The sequence below is a fragment of the Streptomyces sp. NBC_01485 genome (assembly GCF_036227125.1).
Lineage (GTDB): Bacteria > Actinomycetota > Actinomycetes > Streptomycetales > Streptomycetaceae > Streptomyces.
In genome coordinates this window covers 2,154,267-2,169,959 of sequence record NZ_CP109435.1, presented here as the reverse complement: position 1 = coordinate 2,169,959, position 15,693 = coordinate 2,154,267, and the positions used below count along the sequence as shown (strand labels likewise).

General features: G+C 71.4%; 15 protein-coding genes. 9 read left to right on the top strand and 6 right to left on the bottom strand.

What is annotated here, in order from left to right; genetic code table 11:
* Nucleotides 1-42: 42 nt before the first annotated feature.
* From OG352_RS10040 to OG352_RS10015, 6 genes are all read right to left on the bottom strand, one after another.
* Entirely contained in the window at nt 43-1,032 is a 990-nt protein-coding gene (locus OG352_RS10040; protein WP_329216115.1) for a zinc-dependent alcohol dehydrogenase family protein, read from the bottom strand.
* Complete coding sequence (locus OG352_RS10035; protein WP_329216114.1) at nt 1,029-1,853, bottom strand: carbohydrate ABC transporter permease; 825 nt, start codon at nt 1,851-1,853, stop codon at nt 1,029-1,031. The genes OG352_RS10040 and OG352_RS10035 overlap by 4 nt, the downstream gene beginning before the upstream one ends.
* Nucleotides 1,850-2,788 carry a carbohydrate ABC transporter permease gene (locus OG352_RS10030; RefSeq protein ID WP_329216113.1) on the bottom strand — a complete coding sequence of 313 codons (939 nt, stop codon included), beginning with the start codon at nt 2,786-2,788 and terminating at the stop codon, nt 1,850-1,852. The genes OG352_RS10035 and OG352_RS10030 overlap by 4 nt, the downstream gene beginning before the upstream one ends.
* Nucleotides 2,785-4,155 carry an ABC transporter substrate-binding protein gene (locus tag OG352_RS10025; RefSeq protein WP_329216112.1) on the bottom strand — a complete coding sequence of 457 codons (1,371 nt, stop codon included), beginning with the start codon at nt 4,153-4,155 and terminating at the stop codon, nt 2,785-2,787. The genes OG352_RS10030 and OG352_RS10025 overlap by 4 nt, the downstream gene beginning before the upstream one ends.
* 90 nt (nt 4,156-4,245) lie before the next feature.
* The gene (locus OG352_RS10020; RefSeq protein WP_329216111.1) at nt 4,246-5,016 is read right to left on the bottom strand and encodes a DeoR/GlpR family DNA-binding transcription regulator; all 771 of its coding nucleotides are present in this window, start codon (nt 5,014-5,016) and stop codon (nt 4,246-4,248) included.
* Between the two features lie 288 nt (nt 5,017-5,304).
* Nucleotides 5,305-6,129 (bottom strand): NAD-dependent epimerase/dehydratase family protein, encoded by an 825-nt coding sequence (locus OG352_RS10015; protein ID WP_329216109.1) that lies wholly within the window; start codon nt 6,127-6,129, stop codon nt 5,305-5,307.
* Nucleotides 6,130-6,357: 228 nt separating this feature from the next.
* On the opposite strand from OG352_RS10015, the gene OG352_RS10010 reads away from it, so the two are divergent.
* From OG352_RS10010 to OG352_RS09970, 9 genes are all read left to right on the top strand, one after another.
* A complete protein-coding gene (locus OG352_RS10010; protein WP_329216108.1) occupies nt 6,358-7,308 on the top strand; it encodes a 5-dehydro-4-deoxyglucarate dehydratase in 951 nt (316 codons plus the stop codon).
* The gene (locus OG352_RS10005; RefSeq protein ID WP_329216106.1) at nt 7,308-8,480 is read left to right on the top strand and encodes a hypothetical protein; all 1,173 of its coding nucleotides are present in this window, start codon (nt 7,308-7,310) and stop codon (nt 8,478-8,480) included. Before OG352_RS10010 ends, OG352_RS10005 begins: the two co-directional genes overlap by 1 nt.
* 130 nt (nt 8,481-8,610) lie before the next feature.
* Nucleotides 8,611-9,204 (top strand): TIGR03086 family metal-binding protein, encoded by a 594-nt coding sequence (locus OG352_RS10000; protein WP_329216104.1) that lies wholly within the window; start codon nt 8,611-8,613, stop codon nt 9,202-9,204.
* Nucleotides 9,205-9,313: 109 nt separating this feature from the next.
* On the top strand, nt 9,314-10,075 hold the full coding sequence (locus tag OG352_RS09995; RefSeq protein WP_329216101.1) for an MBL fold metallo-hydrolase: 762 nt from the start codon (nt 9,314-9,316) through the stop codon (nt 10,073-10,075).
* 199 nt (nt 10,076-10,274) lie between these two features.
* Entirely contained in the window at nt 10,275-10,979 is a 705-nt protein-coding gene (locus tag OG352_RS09990) for a GntR family transcriptional regulator (protein WP_329216099.1), read from the top strand.
* Complete coding sequence (locus tag OG352_RS09985) at nt 10,976-11,887, top strand: dihydrodipicolinate synthase family protein (RefSeq protein ID WP_329216097.1); 912 nt, start codon at nt 10,976-10,978, stop codon at nt 11,885-11,887. The genes OG352_RS09990 and OG352_RS09985 overlap by 4 nt, the downstream gene beginning before the upstream one ends.
* Nucleotides 11,884-13,662, top strand: coding sequence for an L-arabinonate dehydratase (araD, locus tag OG352_RS09980; RefSeq protein ID WP_329223775.1), 1,779 nt, complete (start codon nt 11,884-11,886; stop codon nt 13,660-13,662). The genes OG352_RS09985 and araD overlap by 4 nt, the downstream gene beginning before the upstream one ends.
* Nucleotides 13,663-13,767: 105 nt before the next feature.
* Entirely contained in the window at nt 13,768-14,703 is a 936-nt protein-coding gene (locus OG352_RS09975) for a carbohydrate ABC transporter permease (RefSeq protein WP_329216095.1), read from the top strand.
* Complete coding sequence (locus tag OG352_RS09970) at nt 14,700-15,599, top strand: carbohydrate ABC transporter permease (protein ID WP_329216094.1); 900 nt, start codon at nt 14,700-14,702, stop codon at nt 15,597-15,599. Before OG352_RS09975 ends, OG352_RS09970 begins: the two co-directional genes overlap by 4 nt.
* Nucleotides 15,600-15,693: the final 94 nt, after the last annotated feature.

The window sequence follows — 15,693 nt, the reverse complement described above, 5'->3', positions numbered from 1 at the left end:
TCCCTTACCTGAGCCCGAAGCTGTCAAAGGTGTCAAAAGCCGTCAGGGCACCACGACGATCTTGCGGCCGACCCCCGCCGCGAACTGCTCCAGCGCCTGCGGGTAGCGCTCCAGCGGGATCCGGTCGCTGATGAAGACGTCCGCGTCCAGCACGCCGTTCGCGAACAGTTCGGCCGCCCGCTCGAAGCTGTGCAGGACCGCCATCGACCCGGTGATGGTGATCTCCTGGTTGTAGATCCGGTACGGGTCGATCGTCACCCGGGTCGCGTAGTCCGCCACCCCGAACTGCAGGAACGTCCCCGCCTTCGCCACCCGGTCCAGGCCGTCCTGGATCGCCGCCGCGTTGCCCGTGGCGTCCACGACGACGTCCCAGCCCTGTGGCCGCTCCAGCTCGTCCGGGCTCGCCGCCGACCCGGAGACGCCCAGCCGACGGGCCGTCTCCAGGCGCGCGGGGTTGACGTCGACGACGTCGACGCTGGCCGCGCCCGTGCGCTTCGCGAGCTCCAGCATCATCAGGCCCATCGTCCCGGAGCCGTAGATCAGCACATGCGCGCCCAGGCGCGAGCGGAGCACGTCGTAGCCGCGCACCGCGCACGACAAGGGCTCCACCAGCGCCGCGTCCTGTGTGCGGACGTGCTCGGGCAGCCGTACGCAGTTCGCGGCCGGTGCCACCGCGTACTGCGCGGCCCCGCCCGCCGTGGTGACGCCGATCGCGGCCCACCGTTCGCAGAGGTTGTTGTGGCCGGTGCGGCACTGCCGGCACTCGTAGCAGTACAGCGAGGGGTCCACGGCCACTCGGTCGCCGACGGAGACCTCCGTGACCTCGGCGCCCACCCCGACCACCGCGCCCGCGAACTCGTGCCCGGGCACGAGGGGCAGCTTGGGCGCGAACTCGCCCTGGAGGATGTGCAGATCGGTGCCGCACAGACCGCAGGCGGCGACCTCTACGACGACCTCGCGCGGCCCGGGCGTCGGGTCGGGGACCTCGGTGACGACGGCGCGGCCCACGGACTCGATGACGGCGGCCTTCATTTCACGGCTCCCAAGGACAGGCCCTGGACCAGTTTGTCCTGGGCGGCGAACCCCGCGGCGAGCACCGGCAGGGAGATGACGAGCGACGCGGCGCACACCTTCGCCAGGAACAGGCCCTGGCTGGTGATGAAGCCGGTCAGGAAGACGGGGGCGGTCTCCGCGACCACACCGGTGAGCACCCGGGCGAAGAGCAGTTCGTTCCAGCTGAAGATGAAGCAGATCAGGGCCGTCGCCGCGATGCCCGGCAGGGCGATCGGGGCGACCACACGCGCGAGGATCGTCGGCAGCCGTGCCCCGTCCACCCGCGCGGCCTCGATGATCGCCACCGGGACCTCGGACAGGAACGACTGCATCATCCACACCGCGATCGGCAGGTTCATGGAGGTGTAGAGGACGACCAGGAGCCAGATGTTGTCCAGCAGCCCGGCGTTCTTCGCGAACAGGTAGATCGGCAGCAGGCCCGCCACCACCGGCAGCATCTTCGTCGACAGGAAGAAGAACAGGACGTCCGTCCACTTCCGCACCGGGCGGATCGACAGCGCGTAGGCCGCCGGGAGGGCGAGCAGCAGGACCAGGACGGTCGAACCGAGCGACGCCACCGTCGAGTTGACCAGCGCCGGCCACGGGCTCGCGCCGCCGCCGGTGCCGAAGAACTCGCGGTAGCCGTCGAGGGTGAGCGACGCGGTGAAGGACGGCGGGTTGGTCGCCGCGTCCTGCTCGGAGTGCAGGGACGTCAGGGCCATCCAGGCGACGGGCAGGAAGAACACGATCCCGGCCACCCAGGCCAGCAGCCCGAGGCCGCCTCGGCGTACGACGTTCATGCGCGGGACACCTCCTCGCGGAACAGGGACGAGACGACCCGCAGGGCGAAGGTCGCGATGACGATCGAGCCGATGACCACCAGGACGCCGGCGGCCGAGGCGAGGCCGTTCTCGTGGGCCTGGTAGAAGCTCTGGTAGACGGTGTAGGGGAGGTTCGCCGTGCCCAGGCCGCCGGACGTGATGGTGAAGACCGCGTCGAAGTTCTGCACGATGTAGATCGAGCCGAGCAGGGCGCCGAGTTCGAGGTAGCGGCGCAGGTGGGGGAGGGTGAGGTGGCGGAAGATCTGCCAGTCGCTCGCGCCGTCCACCCGGGCCGCCTCGATCTGCTGCTGGTCGCGGCTCTGCAGTCCGGCCAGCAGGATCAGCATCATGAACGGCGTCCACTGCCAGACGAGGGAGGCCTCGACGGCGAGCAGCGGGGTGTCGGAGATCCAGTCGGGCTGGGGGCCGCCCACGTAGTGCGAAAGCCCGTTGAGCAGGCCGTATTCGGGGTTGTAGAGGACGTGTTTCCAGAGCAGGGCCGCGGCCACCGGGACCACCAGGAAGGGCGCGATCAGCAGCGTGCGGACCACGCCCCGGCCGCGGAAGCGGCGGTCCAGGAGCAGTGCCAGGGCCAGCCCGAGCACCAGGCTGACCAGCACCACGGTCGCCGTCAGCAGGATGGTCGTCCACACCGAGTGGCGCAGGTCGGCGTCGGTCAGGACCTGGTGGTAGTTGTCGAGGCCGGTGAAGCGGCGGGCCTTGGGGTAGAGGGCGTTCCAGTCGAAGAAGGAGATCACCAGCGTGGCCACGAAGGGGAGTTGGGTGACCACGATCATGAAGACCAGGGCGGGGAGCAGCGGGGCCCGGGTCGCCCAGGCGCGCAGGCGGGCGGAGGGCTGCCGCAGGGGGCGTACGGGTGCGGTGGCCGGCGGGGCCGTCGTCGTCGCGGTCATCGTCCCTCGTACTCCTCGGAGATCCGCTCGGCGATCTTCTGGGACTTCCTCAGGGCCGTCTCGACGGACTGGCGTCCGGCGATGGCCGCGCTGATCTCCTGGGAGACCCTGGTGCCGAGGTCGGTGAACTCGGGGATGCCGACGAACTGGATGCCGGGCGCGGGGCGCGGCTGCACGCCGGGGTCGTTGGGCTTCGCCCCCTCGATGGCCTGCTTCGTCATCTCCTGGAAGGCGGCGGCCTCTTGGACGTAGTCGGCGTTCGTGTACGTCGACGCCCGCTTGCCGGCCGGCACGTCGGACCAGCCGACCTTCTGGCCGACGAGCTGCTCGTACTGCTTGCCCGACGCCCAGGAGACGAACTTCCAGGCCTTGTCGGAGTTGCGGGAGGCCTTCTGGATGCCCCAGGCCCAGGTGTAGAGCCAGCCGGAGGCGGCGGTCCGCTCCACGGGGGCCGGCGCGTACCCCATCCTGCCCTTGACCGGGGACTTCGCCGCCTCCAGGGAACCGGCCGCGGAGGTCGCGTCGTACCACATGGCGACCTTGCCCTGGGTCATGTTGTTCAGGCACTCGGCGAAGCCGGACTGGGCGGCCCCGGACTCGCCGTGCGCGCGGACGAGGTCGACATAGAACTTCGTCGCCTTCTCGAACTCGGGCGAGTTCAGCCGCGCCTTCCAGTCCTTGTCGAACCAGGTGCCGCCGAAGGTGTTCACGACCGTCGTCAGGGGCGCCATCACCTCGCCCCAGCCGGGCAGCCCGCGCAGGCAGATGCCCTTCATGCCGGGCTCGGCGCCGTCCGTCTTCGCCGCCAGGTCGGCCACCTGCTGCCAGGTGGGGTGCGCGGGCATCGTCAGGCCCTTCGCCGCGAACACGTCCTTGCGGTACATCAGGAAGGACGACTCGCCGTAGAAGGGCTGGCCGTAGAGCTTGCCGTCGTCGGCGGTGAGGGATTCGCGCATCGGCTTCAGGACGTCCTGCTCGTCGTACGCCGGGTCGTTCGCGACGTAGGAGTCCATCTCGTGCAGCCAGCCGTTGCGGGCGTAGATCGGGATCTCGTAGTTCGACAGGGTCGCCACGTCGTACTGGCCCGCCTGGTTGGCGAAGTCCTGGCTGATCTTGTCGCGGACGTCGTTCTCGGGGAGGACGGTGAAGCTGACCTTGATGCCGGTCTCCTTGGTGAAGTGGTCGGCGGTGAGCTTCTGCAACTCCGTCATCTGCGGGTTGTTGACCATCAGGACGTTGATGGAGTCGCCGCCGGAACCCGCCCCGCCGGCCCCGGCCCAGCAGCCGGAGAGCAGCGGGGCGAGCAGCGTCCCTGCGGCGACCGCGGCGAGCGTGGCTCGCGGCCTCCGTCGGCTCTGGGTTCGCATGGATCGCTCCTGGACATAGAGGGACGTATCGCGCGTGGTGGGGCATGGGGGTGCCGTATGGAGGTGCCCCATGGTGGGTGAGTTGGTTTTTCAAACCCTGATGATCTGTGGTCCCAGCAGTGAGTACCGATGGGCCTCGGCCGTCGGAAGCAGGGTGCTCGTCACGATCGTCTCCAGCACGCCCACCTCGGCGAACCGGCAGAAGCCGACCGCGCCGAACTTGGTGTGCACGCCCGCGAACACCACGCGGCGCGCCGCCCGCACGGCCTGCGCCTTGACCTCGCCGACGGCCGGGTCCGGGGTGGTCAGGCCGTGCTCGCGGGAGATGCCGTTGGCGCCGAGGTAGGCGAGGTCGACGACGAAGCCGGCCAGCATCTTCGTCGTCCAGTGGTCGACGGTGGCCAGCGTGCCGGAGCGGACCCGGCCGCCGAGCAGCAGCACCGACATGTTCTCGGCCTCGGCGAGCGCGCCCGCGACCGGCAGGGACGCGGTGACCACGGTCAGCGGCCGGTCCCTGGGCAGCGCCCCGGCGATGAGCTGCGGGGTGAAGCCCTCGTCGACGAAGACGGTCTCGGCGTCCCCGAGCAGCCTGGCCGCCGCGGCCGCGATCCGGCGCTTCTCGGGGACGTGGCTGGTGGCGCGGAAGGCCAGCGTGGTCTCGAAGCCGGCGCTCTCCACGGGATAGGCGCCGCCGTGCGTACGGCGTACCAGCCCGTGGTCCTCCAGGGTGCGCAGATCCCGCCGTACGGTCTCCCTGGCCACGCCCAGTTCGACGGCGAGCGCGGCGACGTCGACCGAGCCGGTGGCGCGTGCGGTGCGCACGATCGCGCGCTGCCGGTCCTCCGCCGTCCTCGGGGTCATGCCGTCACCTCGCTCTTCCGCTGTCCTGCCCGTTCGCCCTGCCCGTTCGGGCCCGGCGTCGCCCGGTGGGGTCCACGGGGGAAGTTCTACAGCGGGTGCGCGGCACTGAACAGGCCTGTCGCGGGCCTGTTGGTGCCCGTCTCGGCCCGTTTCCCGAACCGGCCGCCCGCCTCGGACCTGCGGTGGAGCCGGGAGGCGGGTGGGTTCGGGCAGCGCGGATGCCCGGATGCGGCGGCGGGCGGGCCCGTTCGGTGCCCGCCCGTGTCCCGAAAGGACCGTGAGGGAGGGTCAGTACGGCCAGATCGGCGGGTCGTTGACGAAGTGGCCGCCCAGGTGGGCGTGGGCGATGTTCTCCGGGTCCAGTTCGCCCTGCTCGGCGATCAGCTTCTCGGCGTACGGCTCGGAGTCGTCCTGCGGCTCGTAACCGAGCGCCCGCGCGGAGCCGAGGTCCCACCACAGGCGGGTGTTGGCGGAGGAGCCGTAGACGACGGTGTGGCCGACGCCCGGGGCGGTCAGCGCCGCGTGGAAGAGGCGGGCGCCGTCGGCCGGGCTCATCCACAGCGACAGCATGCGCACGCTGGTCGGCTCGGCGAAGCAGGAGCCGATGCGCACCGACACCGTCTCCAGGCCGTGCCGGTCCCAGTAGAGCTGGGCGAGATCCTCGCCGAAGGCCTTGGACAGGCCGTAGAAGGTGTCCGGGCGGTGCGGGACGTCGACCGGGATGAGGTCGGCCGCGTCCAGAGGCGCGTCGCCCCGGGGGCGGGGGGCGTAGCCGACCGCGTGGTTGGAGGAGGCGAAGACGATCCGGCCGACGCCCTCCTCACGGGCGGCCTCGTACAGGTGGTAGGTGCCCTCGATGTTCGCCTCGAGGATTTTCTCGAAGGGGGCTTCCAGGGAGATGCCCGCGAGGTGGAGGACCGCGTCGACGCCCCGCACGGCCTCCCGGACCGCCGCCTTGTCGGCCAGGTCCGCGACGATCGCCTCCGGCTCGCCCTCGATCGGGCGCAGGTCGAGCAGGCGCAGCTCGTAGCCGTATGTCGGCAGCAGCTCCCGCATCAGGGTGCCGAGCCCGCCGGCGGCGCCGGTGAGCAGAACGGTGCGGGGAGCGGGCATCCTCGGTCTCCTTGGGTCGGCGGCCTCATGTGTGGTCGGCATTCACATGCGTGGACAAGTTATGGATCCCTCGCTGTACCCGTCAAGTGTGGCGCGGACCTGGGAAATCCGCTGCCCTCTTGGTCATTTGCCTGCTTGACCCGACATAAGGCGGCTCTTTAGGGTGGGCCTGTTCAGAAATGTGGACGTGGGTCAGAAGAACGTACGCGTCAGTTCAAGGGAGAGCCCGTGACGCCAGCCCCTCTCGCCGCCCGGCTCGGTATCCCCAGCGGACCGCTGTTCTTCCCCGTCACCGCCTACGGCCCCGACGGCGCCGTCGACCTCGACGTCTACCGCGCGCACGTCCGCCGCGGGGTGGAGGCCGGCGCCGCGGCCGTCTTCGCCTGCTGCGGCACGGGGGAGTTCCACGCGCTCACGCCGGAGGAGTTCGAGGCCTGCGTACGGGCGGCCGTCGAGGAGACCGGCGGGCGGGTGCCGGTCGTCGCCGGCGCGGGCTACGGGACCGCGCTCGCCGTGCGCTACGCGAAGCTGGCGGAGGCGGCCGGGGCGGACGGTCTGCTCGCCCTGCCGCCCTACCTCGTCGTCGCCGCCCAGGAGGGCCTGCTGCGCCACTACCGGGAGGTCGCGGCCGCGACCGCGCTCCCCGTGATCGTCTACCAGCGCGACAACGCCGTCTTCACCCCGGAGACGGTCGTACGGCTCGCCCGCACCGAGGGCGTCATCGGCCTCAAGGACGGCCTCGGCGACCTCGACCTCATGCAGCGGATCGTCAGCGCCGTCCGCACCGAGGTCCCCGGCGACTTCCTCTACTTCAACGGCCTGCCGACCGCCGAACAGACCCAGCTCGCCTACCGGGCCCTCGGCGTCACCCTCTACTCCTCGGCCGTGTTCTGCTTCGCCCCCGAACTCGCCCTCGCCTTCCACCGGGCGCTCACCACCGGCGACGACACCACCGCCCACCGCCTGCTCGACGGCTTCTACCGGCCGTTCGTCGAACTACGCGCGCTTGGCCGCGGTTACGCCGTCTCCCTCGTCAAGGCCGGCGTCCGGCTGCGCGGGCTCGACGTCGGGGAGGTCCGCCCGCCGCTGCACGAACCGAGCGAGGATCATGTCAAGCAACTCGCCCTGGTGATCGAACGCGGCTACGCGCTGCTGGTGCTGGAAGAGGAGGCCAAGTAGTGAAGGCGTCGACATTCGTCTACCCCTGGGACGTCGTCGGCGATCCCGGGGCCCCGGCCCGTATCGCCGCGCTCGGCGTGCGGCAGGCGACCCTCGCCGCCGCCTACCACTCCACCCGCGCGCTCACCCCGCGCCACCCGCGCCACCGCATCGTCACCGCCGAGCACGCGGCCGTGCTGTACCCCACGGACCCGGAGGGCGCCCGTTGGAAGGGCCGCGCCCTGCGCCCGTACCCGGCCGGCGACTGGGCCCCCGGCGACGCCTACGGGGAGGCCGCCGACGCGCTCGCGCGGGCCGGTCTCGACGTGCACACCTGGGTGGTCCTCGCGCACAACTCCCGCCTGGGCGCCGACCATCCGGACACCTCGGTCGTCAACGCCTACGGCGATCGCTACCCATGGGCGCCGTGCATCGCGCAGCCCGCCACGCGCGCGTACCTCGTCGAACTCGCCGCCGAGGCCGCCGTACGCCCCGGCGCGAGCGGCACCGAACTGGAGTCCCTCGGCTGGTACGGCCTCCAGCACCTGCACGCCCACGACAAGACCGGCGGCATCGGCCTCGGGGACGCCGGCCTCTACCTGATGGCGCTCTGCTTCTGCCCCACCTGCCGGGCCGGCTACGGCGCCCAGGGCCTGGACGCCGACGCGCTCGCCGCCGCCGTACGGGACGCGCTGGAGCCGCTGTGGCAGGGGGCGCCGGACGACGGGGGCTGGGCGGGGGTCGAGAAGCTGCTCGGGGAGGAGACGGCGGCGGCCACGCGCGCGTGGCGCGACGAGCGGGCCCGCACCCTTCAGGAGACGGCGGTCCGGGCGGTGCGCGACGCCGCGCCCGACGGCTTCCAGATCCTGCTGCACGCCGACCCCGTGACGTACCACGTGGGCGCCAACGCGGGCGTCGACCCCGCGCACATCCTGTCCGTCGCGGACGGTGTCGTCGTGCCCTGCGCGGGCGGACCCGGCCTGCTGACGCCCTTCGCCGAACAGAGCCGCGCGGGCGCGGTCGTCGCGGCCAACTTCGGCGTCGTCTCCGGCATGGGCGGCAGCCCGGGCACCCTCGCGGCCGACGCGGCGCGGGCGCGGGAACTCGGGGCGACGGAACTGCGGCTGTATCACGCCGGGCTGGCGTCGGACGCCGACCTGGAGGCCGTACGCGGGGCACTGGCCGCCGGCTGAGGGCCCCCGCCGGGAATCCCGCTGTTCGGGCCGGGGCACGCGGTGGTACGGGCTCGGTACGGGCCCCGCCGGGCGTACAGGTCGAGGCCGGGGTGCGATGAGTTTTCGGTGTGCGGGCGGTCTACCCCGTATGACCGACACGATGACGACCTTCGACCTCGGACCCCAGGCCCGGATCATCGCGCGCCTCGCGGAGGGCGTGCGCGACGAGCAGCTCGCGGACGGTACGCCCTGCCCGGACTACGCGGTCCGCAACCTGGTCGGGCACCTGACCGGCCTCGCCGTCGCCTTCCGCGACGCCGCCCGCAAGGACCTGGGCCCCACGACCGCCACCCCTCCGGGCACCGCCACCCCGGACATCGGCCCCGACTGGCGCGAGGCACTGCCCAAGGCGCTCGACGAACTGGCCGACGCCTGGCGCGACCCGGCCGCCTGGACCGGCATGACCCGCGCGGGCGGCGTCGACCTGCCCGGCGCGGTCGCGGGCTCCGTCGCCGCCGACGAGCTCGTCATCCACGGCTGGGACCTGGCGCGGGCCACCGGGCAGGAGTACGCCCCCGACCCGGCCGCGCTGCGGGCCTCGCACACGTTCCTGCGGGCCGCCGCCGACGAGGGGGACGACGGGGGCGGCATCTTCGGCCCCGTCGTGCCCGTCCCCGAAGCCGCCCCGCTGCTCGACCGTACGGTCGGACTGAGCGGCCGCGACCCGGGGTGGACGCCGTAGCCGACCCGCCGGGCCACACAGGCGGCCGGGCGTAGACGGCCTCCTGCGGTTGCCGTAGACGCACGTAGTCACGGCACGCCCGGCGGAACCGAAACGTACGCTCCCCACCATGCCCCTCAGCCTCACCATCCTCGGCACCGCCTCTCCGCACCCGGGGCCGGGCCGCCCCTGCTCCGGCTATCTGCTGCGCGGCGCGGGGGCGGAGGTCTGGGTGGACGCGGGGTTCGGGACGTTCGCAGAGTTGCGCAGGCACACGGATCCGGACCGGCTCACGGCGATCTGGATCTCCCACCTCCACGCCGACCACAGCGCCGATCTCCTCGCCGCCGCCTACGCGCTCGTCCACGGCGGGATGACCCCGCCGGCCCCGATCCCGGTGTACGCGCCGATCGACTGCGCCCGGCGCCTGGCGGGCTTCTTCGGCCGGCCGGACGTACGGTTCCTGACCGGCGTCTTCGACTTCCGGGCCCTGTTCGACGGGCACACCGTACGGCACTGGAACGTGCGCCTCACCTCGCGCCGGGTGGCGCACGGCACCGAGGCGTACGGGCTGCGCGCCGAGTGCCAGGGGAGCGTCTTCGCCTACTCCGGGGACAGCGGGCCGTGCGACGCGCTCACCGAACTCGCCTCCGGGGCCGACCTGTTCCTGTGCGAGGCGGACCTCGACCGGCATGACGAAGGCGAACACAACCCGCAGGTCCATCTCACGCCGGAGGACGCCGGCGCGGCCGCCCGCAAGGCGGGGGTGCGGGAGCTGTACATCACCCACGTCGGGCCCACCCTGACCCGGGAGGCCGCGACCGCCCGGGCCGCCCTCGCCTTCGACGGCCCCACCCGCACCGCCCGCGAGGGCGAGACCATCCCCCTCTGAGCCAACTCCCTCGGAACCATCCCCCACTGAGCCAACTCCCCCTCGATCAACCCTTTCTGACACGTCTTCGACGTCCTTTGTCAGAAGCATTGACGAAACGCAGGGGCGCTCCTACCTTCAACGCGTCGTACTTCGTACGTCATATATGAGACGCGATATGTGAGATCTGATCCCGAGATTCGAGATCCGAGAGGCGCGCATGACCTCTGTGCCCACGCCGATCCCCTCCCGCACGCAGTACGTGCTGGAGGAGATCAAACGCCGCATCCTCACCGGACGGCTGACGCCCGGTCAGGCCCTCGTCGAGACCGAACTCGCCGCACAGTTCGGGGTGTCCAAGACCCCGGTGCGCGAGGCGCTCAAGACGCTGGCCGGCACCGGACTGGTCGTCATGAGCCAGTACAAGGGCGTCACGGTGCGCATGGTGGACGCGGACATGGCGCGCGAGGTCTACGACGTCCGGCTGCTCCTCGAACCCGAGGCGCTGCGGCGGGCGGTGCGGCGCGGAGCCTCCCTGGACGCCGCGCGGTCCGCGCTGACCAGCGCCGACGAGGCGACCGACACCGCCGAACGGTCCCTGGCCAACCGGGAGTTCCACCGCGCCCTGTACCTGCCGTGCGGCAACCCGCTGCTCGGCCGGATGCTCGACGAGGTCCGCGACCAGGCCGCCCTGGTCTCCGCCGTCGCCTGGGCCGCCTCGCCCTCGTGGGAACGGGAGGCCGGCGAGCACCGCGAGATCCTGCGGCTCGCCCTGGCCGGCGACGCGGACGGCGCGGCCCGCGCCCTGCACGCCCACATCGCGTCCTTCGTCGAGCGGGCGTTCCCCCGGGCGGAAGACCCGGCAGCGAACCAGGCAGTGAACCGGGCGACGAACCAGGCGACGAACCAGGAAGGTCAGGAATGAGCAGCGTGGCGTTCGAGACCCAGCGTGCGGCCCTGGCCGACGTGGTGGCCATCCCGGTGACCCCGTTCGCCGAGGACGGCACCATCGACCGGGCCGCCCACCGGGCCCTGCTGCGCCGCCTGCTCGACGGCGGGATCACCACCCTCACCCCGAACGGCAACACCGGCGAGTTCTACGCCCTCACCCCCGAGGAGCGCCGCCTGCTCACGGAGTCGACCATCGAGGAGGCGGGGGACCGCTCGACGATCCTCGTCGGTGTCGGGCATGACGTCCCCACCGCCGTCGCCTCCGCGCGGCACGCCCGTGAGCTGGGCGCGCAGATGGTGATGGTCCACCAGCCCGTCCACCCCTACGTCTCCCAGGGCGGCTGGGTCGACTACCACCGGGCGATCGCGGCGGCGGTGCCCGAACTGGGCGTCGTCCCGTACATCCGCAACGCGCAACTGCCCGGCGAGCGCCTCGCCGAACTCGCCGACGCCTGTCCGAACGTCGTCGGCGTCAAGTACGCCGTCCCGGACGCCGCCCGCTTCGCCGCCTTCGCGCGGGACGCCGGTCTGGAGCGCTTCGTCTGGGTCGCCGGCCTCGCCGAGCCGTACGCCCCCTCCTACTTCTCGGCGGGCGCCACCGGCTTCACCTCAGGGCTGGTGAACGTCGCCCCGGCCGTTTCGCTGAACATGATCGAAGCGCTTCGATCAGGGGACTATCCAGCGGCGATGAAGGTGTGGGAACAGATCAGGCGCTTCGAGGAGCTGCGCGCCGCCAACGGCTCCGCGAACAACGTCACCGTCGTCAAGGAGGCTCTTGCCTCCCTTGGACTCTGCCGCCGCGAGGTCCGTCCGCCGAGCCGCCCGCTGCCCGAGGACGAGCGCTCCGAGGTCGCCGCCATAGCCGCCGGATGGTCCATATGAAGCGCTTCGACGATCATGCCGACGACCGGTCAGGACAGCGCCCGGAGCAGCACCGCAAGCGCCCGGAGGAGCTCCGCAGCCACCAGTGGTACGGCACCGACGGCCTGCGCTCCTTCAGTCACCGTGCCCGCACCCGCCAGCTCGGCTACCTCCCCGAGGAGCACCTCGGCAAGCCGGTCATCGCGATCCTCAACACCTGGTCGGACATCAACCCCTGCCACGTCCACCTGCGCGACCGCGCCCAGGCCGTGAAGCGGGGCGTGTGGCAGGCGGGCGGTTTCCCGCTGGAGTTCCCGGTCGCCACCCTGAGCGAGACCTTCCAGAAGCCGACCCCGATGCTCTACCGCAACCTCCTCGCCATGGAGACCGAGGAGCTGCTGCGCTCCTACCCGGTCGACGGGGCCGTGCTGATGGGCGGCTGCGACAAGACGACGCCCGCGCTGCTCATGGGCGCGGCGAGCGTCGACCTGCCCACCGTGTTCGTGCCGGCCGGACCCATGCTGCCGGGCCACTGGCGCAACGAGGTCCTCGGCTCGGGCACCGACATGTGGAAGTACTGGGACGACAAGCGGGCCGGCCTGATCGGTGACTGCGAGCTGGCCGAGCTGGAGAGCGGCCTCGCCCGCTCGCCGGGTCACTGCATGACGATGGGCACGGCGTCCACGCTGACGGCCGCCGCGGAGGCGCTGGGCGTGACGGTGCCGGGGGCGTCGAGCATCCCGGCCGTGGACTCCGGGCACGACCGGATGGCCGCGTCGTCCGGCATGAGGATCGTCGAACAGGTCCACAAGGGGCGCGTCCTCTCCGAGATCCTCACCCGCGACGCCTTCGAGGACGCGGTGACGACCGTCCTCGGCCTCGGCGGTTCGACGAACGCCGTCATCCACCTCATCGCCATGGCCGGCCGCGCGGGCGTCACGCTCACCCTCGACGACTTCGACCGCATCGCCCGCACGGTCCCCGTCCTCGCCAACGTCCGCCCCGGCGGCCGGAAGTACCTCATGGAGGACTTCCACTTCGCGGGCGGCCTGCCCGGCTTCCTCTCCCGGATCCCGGACCTGCTCCACCTGGACCGCCCGACCGTCGCGCACGACACCCTGCGCGAGCAGCTCGCCGGCGCCCGGGTCCACGACGACGACGTCATCCGGCCCCGGGACAACCCGGTGGCGGCCGAGGGCGGGGTCGCCGTGCTGCGCGGCAACCTCTGCCCGGACGGCGCCGTCATCAAGCACGTCGCCGCCGAGCCGCACCTGCTCGAGCACACCGGCCGCGCGGTCGTCTTCGACGACTACCGGACCATGCAACGCACCATCAACGACCCGGAGTTGGGCATCACCGCCGACACCGTGCTCGTGCTGCGCGGATCCGGCCCCAAGGGCGGCCCGGGCATGCCCGAGTACGGCATGCTGCCCCTCCCCGACCACCTGCTCAAGCAGGGCGTGCGGGACATGGTGCGGATCTCCGACGCCCGGATGAGCGGGACGAGTTACGGCACGTGCGTGCTGCACGTGGCACCCGAGTCGCATGTCGGCGGGCCCCTCGCACTGGTGCGCACGGGCGACTCGATCACCCTCGACGTCGAGGCCCGCTCACTCCGACTCAACGTGGACGAAGAGGAGTTGGAGCGGCGCCGGGCGCAGTGGACGCCACCGCCCATCCGGTACGAGCGCGGCTACGGCGCGCTCTACAACGAACAGATCACCCAGGCCGACACCGGCTGCGACTTCGAGTTCCTGGCCCGTCCGGGCAAGGTCGCGGACCCGTACGCGGGCTGACCCGAGCACGGACGACAGCGCACACCCCTGCGCGGAGAGAAAGCGCTTCCTGCACGCCGCACGCACGACGTGACTGAGAGACGTAACCGAGAACGGAGAACGGTCATGGCCCAAGCCGCAGCCGTGGCGAAACCGCCGGCGCCACCCCGGCGGCGCCGTGCCTCCGCCACGCCGCGCAGGCTGCCGTACCTGCTGATCGCGCCGGCGGGCCTGCTGATGGTGGGCTTCATCGCGTACCCCGTCATCAGCGTCTTCTACTACAGCCTGCAGAACTACAACCCCACCAAACCGTGGCGCAACGGCTTCGCGGGCTTCGACAACTTCGTCCACGCCTTCACCGACGACCCGCAGTTCTGGGACACGCTGACCTTCAGCGCCAAGTGGGTCGTCGTCGAGGTCGGGCTGCAACTGCTGTTCGGTCTGGCGCTGGCGCTGATCGTCAACCAGACCTTCGTCGGACGCTCGCTCGGCCGCGCCCTCGTCTTCTCCCCGTGGGCCGTCTCCGGCGTGCTGACCTCCGCGATCTGGGTGCTGCTCTACAACTCCCAGACGGGCATCACCCGTTACCTCGCGGACATGGGCGTCGGCGAGTACGGCACGAGCTGGCTGTCGGACACCTCCACGGTCTTCCCGGCGGCGATCGTCGCCGACCTGTGGCGCGGGGTCCCCTTCTTCGCGATCCTCATCCTCGCCGACCTCCAGTCCGTGTCGAAGGACCTGTACGAGGCCGCCGAGGTCGACGGGGCCGGCCGGCTCAAGCAGTTCTGGCACATCACCCTGCCCCACCTGAAGGACGCCATCGTCCTGTCCACGCTGCTGCGCGCGGTGTGGGAGTTCAACAACGTCGACCTGCTCTACACGCTCACCGGCGGCGGCCCGGCGGGGGAGACCACCACCCTCCCGCTCTACATCGCCAACACCAGCGTCGACGCCCACAACTTCGGCTACGCGTCCGCCCTCACCACGGTCGCGTTCGTGATCCTGCTCTTCTGCTCGATGGTCTATCTGCGGGTGAGCAAGTTCGGAGGAGGCGACAAGTGATCACCGAGGAGGCCACCGAGGTCGCACCCGCCCCCGTGCGCGTGCCCACCGCAGCCGACCGACGGCCGCCCAGGAAGAACCGCGCCTGGGACGAGGCCCCCCGCTGGCAGATCTACCTCCCCCTGTCGATCTACCTGGTCTTCACCCTCGTCCCCTTCTACTGGATCCTGCTGTTCGCGCTCCGCCCGGCCGGCTCGACCTCGCTCGTGCCCTGGCCGATGACCTTCGAGCACTTCGAAAAGGTGTGGAACGAGCGGGACTTCGCGGTCTACTTCCAGAACAGCGTGCTCACCGGCGTGGCGACGCTGCTGCTGACGACCGGCGTCGCCCTGGCCGGCGGCTACGCCCTCGCCCGCTTCGACTTCAGGATCAAGCGCGGGTTCATGCTCGCCCTGCTGTGCACCCAGTTCGTGCCGGGCGCGCTGCTGCTCGTACCGCTCTTCCAGATCTTCGCCGAGCTGAAGATGATCAACTCGCTGGGCAGCGTCATCATCGCCGAGACGGTCTTCCAACTGCCCCTGTCGATGATCCTGATCAGCGGTTTCATCCGGAACGTGCCCTACTCCCTGGAGGAGGCCGCCTGGGTCGACGGCTGCAACCGGCTCACCGCCTTCCGCATCGTCGTCCTGCCCCTCCTGCGCCCCGGGCTGATCGCCGTCGGCTCCTTCGCCTTCGTGCACGCCTGGAACCACTTCCTGTTCGCCCTGATGTTCCTCTCCGACCAGAGCAAGCAGACGATCCCGGTCGGTCTCAACACCCTGATGAGCGCGGACAGCGTCGACCTGGGCGCGCTGGCGGCGGGCGGCATCATCGCCGCCGTCCCCGTGGTGATCGTCTTCGCCTTCATCCAGAAGTGGCTGATCACCGGGTTCAGCGCGGGGGCGGTGAAGGGATGAGGCAGGGACGCCATCAGGCAGGACTCCGTCAGATCATCGCCATCGCGCGCGACCTCACGGCGTGCGTCGGCCGGACGCCTACCCTGCACGGAAA

What these genes read in the sequence shown, in the direction of transcription:
- OG352_RS10040 (WP_329216115.1), bottom strand. Translation starts at nt 1,032, where the DNA reads ATGAAGGCCGCCGTCATCGAGTCCGTGGGCCGCGCCGTCGTCACCGAG.
- OG352_RS10035 (WP_329216114.1), bottom strand. Translation starts at nt 1,853, where the DNA reads ATGAACGTCGTACGCCGAGGCGGCCTCGGGCTGCTGGCCTGGGTGGCC.
- OG352_RS10030 (WP_329216113.1), bottom strand. Translation starts at nt 2,788, where the DNA reads ATGACCGCGACGACGACGGCCCCGCCGGCCACCGCACCCGTACGCCCC.
- OG352_RS10025 (WP_329216112.1), bottom strand. Translation starts at nt 4,155, where the DNA reads ATGCGAACCCAGAGCCGACGGAGGCCGCGAGCCACGCTCGCCGCGGTC.
- OG352_RS10020 (WP_329216111.1), bottom strand. Translation starts at nt 5,016, where the DNA reads ATGACCCCGAGGACGGCGGAGGACCGGCAGCGCGCGATCGTGCGCACC.
- OG352_RS10015 (WP_329216109.1), bottom strand. Translation starts at nt 6,129, where the DNA reads ATGCCCGCTCCCCGCACCGTTCTGCTCACCGGCGCCGCCGGCGGGCTC.
- OG352_RS10000 (WP_329216104.1), top strand. Translation starts at nt 8,611, where the DNA reads ATGACCGACACGATGACGACCTTCGACCTCGGACCCCAGGCCCGGATC.
- OG352_RS09995 (WP_329216101.1), top strand. Translation starts at nt 9,314, where the DNA reads ATGCCCCTCAGCCTCACCATCCTCGGCACCGCCTCTCCGCACCCGGGG.
- OG352_RS09990 (WP_329216099.1), top strand. Translation starts at nt 10,275, where the DNA reads ATGACCTCTGTGCCCACGCCGATCCCCTCCCGCACGCAGTACGTGCTG.
- OG352_RS09985 (WP_329216097.1), top strand. Translation starts at nt 10,976, where the DNA reads ATGAGCAGCGTGGCGTTCGAGACCCAGCGTGCGGCCCTGGCCGACGTG.
- araD (WP_329223775.1), top strand. Translation starts at nt 11,884, where the DNA reads ATGAAGCGCTTCGACGATCATGCCGACGACCGGTCAGGACAGCGCCCG.
- OG352_RS09975 (WP_329216095.1), top strand. Translation starts at nt 13,768, where the DNA reads ATGGCCCAAGCCGCAGCCGTGGCGAAACCGCCGGCGCCACCCCGGCGG.